Annotated in this window: 2 protein-coding genes; both read left to right on the top strand. The window is 33.5% G+C overall.

Annotated features, from left to right (window positions below; all coding sequences use genetic code 11):
* The first annotated feature begins 186 nt into the window (after positions 1–186).
* Positions 187–1035, top strand: a complete 849-nt coding sequence (locus B0A81_RS21495) for an ATP cone domain-containing protein (protein WP_244281452.1) — start codon at positions 187–189, stop codon at positions 1033–1035.
* Complete coding sequence (locus B0A81_RS21490) at positions 977–2392, top strand: MBL fold metallo-hydrolase (RefSeq protein ID WP_317044427.1); 1416 nt, start codon at positions 977–979, stop codon at positions 2390–2392. Before B0A81_RS21495 ends, B0A81_RS21490 begins: the two co-directional genes overlap by 59 nt.
* Positions 2393–2532: the final 140 nt, after the last annotated feature.

Genomic DNA, 2532 nt, shown 5'->3' with positions numbered 1-2532 from the left:
AAATCTATGATGGTAGTATTCTAGAAATCAACTACTTTTTGTTTGCTTATCCAGTAGGAACTACAGTATAATTATGGTATATTTATAGTAAATTGAATACATAAAATGTTGATTATTAGAATTTAGTAGTATGATTTAATCTTTCTAGAAAAAAGTAATGCTGTTACTTAGTTTTCTTTCAAATAAATGAATCCCTTAGCTATGATGAAAATAACTAAACACTCAGGATATAAAGTACCTTTTGACAAAGAAAAACTAGAACTTTCTCTTAAAAAATCTGGAGCTAGTACGGATCTTATAAAGGAATCTTTAGCTGAAATAGAAAGGCAAATGTATGATGGCATAACTACCAAAGAAATATATAAATTGGCGTTTGCTATTTTAAAAAAAGCATCAAGTGGACATGCCGCTCGCTATAATATTAGACTGGCTTTGCAAATGCTTGGCCCGGCAGGTTTTTTCTTTGAAAAATTCATTTCCAGATTGTATGCAGCAGATGGATTTAAGACGAAAATAAATTTAACACTACAAGGAAAATGTGTGTCACATGAAATAGACATTGCTATCATGAAGAGTAACATGATAAGTATGGTTGAATGTAAATTTCACGGTAGTAAAGAAGGCTCCTCAGATGTAAAAGTTCCGATGTATATACTTTCTCGGTTTAATGATCTTAAAACGAAAAAACATACTATTTTCTCTAACAGTGAAGTTATTGATTCCTGCGTTATAGTGACTAATAATCGTTTTACTAAAGATGCGCAGGATTTTGCTAATTGCAGCGGAATTTCTCTTTTAAGCTGGGATTATCCAGAAGATAACAATCTCAAAAATAAAATAGACAAAGGAACTCTTTATCCTATTACTTGTCTCACGACACTATCAATAGTTGAAAAAGAAAAATTACTTATTCTGGATCAGATACTTGTAAAAGATGTTATTGATGATCCTCAAAGTCTTTATAAAATAGGGCTTAGTGAAAACCGAGTTAAAAATACATTGCACGAAGCGTCACAAATTTGTAAACATCTGTAAAATGAAAGTAAAATTTATTGGTGGGGCAGGAACTGTAACTGGTTCAAAAACCCTTTTAGAAACTAACGGAATTAGAATACTTATTGATTGTGGTCTTTTTCAAGGTCTTAAATCGCTTAGAGAACTGAACTGGGATCCCTTGCCTATTTTACCTTCTACTATAGATTGTGTTCTTCTTACTCATGGTCACTTAGATCATTGCGGATGGCTTCCTCGACTTATATCTCAAGGTTTTACGGGTAGAATATACTGTACTGGCCCAACCAAATCTATAGCTAAGTTAGTTCTTTTGGACAGCGCTAAAATTCAAGAGGAAGAAGCTAATAGAGCCAACCAAAAACAATATTCAAAACATACAAATGCAGAACCACTTTATACATTAGAAGAAGCTCAGGCCGTTACTCCCTTTTTTGAAGTCATTGAACCAAATACATTAGTGTCGATTGCAAATGATATCACTGCTGTTTTTGAAAATGCTGGACATATCATTGGTGCCTGCAGTATTAAATTAACTCTTGAGGGTAAAACGCTTGTGTTTTCAGGTGATATAGGGAGAGATGATGATGTGTTGATGTTTGCTCCAACAAAACCAGTATTGGCTAATTATCTATTTCTAGAGAGCACTTACGGAGATCGGGTTCATCGTGATGTGGATGTAAAAGAAGAACTGGAAACGTTAATCAATGCTGCTATTAAGCAAAAAGGAACGGTCATAATCCCTGGCTTTGCTGTAGAGCGAGCACAATCGGTAATGTTTCTATTGTGGCAGCTTAGAAAAGAAGGAAGAATTCCAGATGTCCCTTATATATTGGATACTCCAATGGGAGCTAATGCACTGCATGTATTTCTAGAATATTTGAAATGGCATAAACTATCTGCTGACGATTGTCATGAAATGAGTAAAATGTTCTCTATTGTCTCTGAGTTTAAGGAAACCATGCGCATTATTGAAAATCCTCAGCCTAAAGTGGTTATTGCCGCAAGTGGCATGGTTACAGGCGGCAGAGTATTGTCGTACTTTGAGCATTATATAGGTATCGAAAAAACAACTGTAATTTTTGTCGGTTATCAGGCAGAAGGAACCCGTGGAAGAAAACTTCTAGAGGGTGCTGATGAAATTAAAATATATGGTAATTACTATAATGTAAAAGCTAAAATTTTTCAGATAGAAGGACTTTCAGCGCATGGAGACCAAAAGGATCTTTTAAACTGGCTCTCGGCACTTAAAAACACTCCTAAATGTATTTATTTAGTACATGGTGAAAACCTTCCGGCAGATGAATTACGAATTAAAATTCAGAACCAATATCATTTTAAATGTAATGTTCCCTTAATGGGAAATGAAATAGAAATTTAGACCTTCTGATGTTTAAGATTACAGTTTTTAGGATATTTTATGTAAATCAAAAAAATGTCCGATCAGCTTCAAATAATTTTATCTAAAATCAGATTTGTGAAAAACATAAAAAAGCGTTTTATTCTTACTTTTTTATATCT

Source organism: Flavobacterium plurextorum (assembly GCF_002217395.1).
In the GTDB taxonomy this organism is placed as follows: Bacteria; Bacteroidota; Bacteroidia; order Flavobacteriales; family Flavobacteriaceae; genus Flavobacterium; species Flavobacterium plurextorum.
The sequence above is the reverse complement of the archived record's forward strand: the minus strand, read 5'-3'. Positions and strand labels throughout refer to the sequence as shown.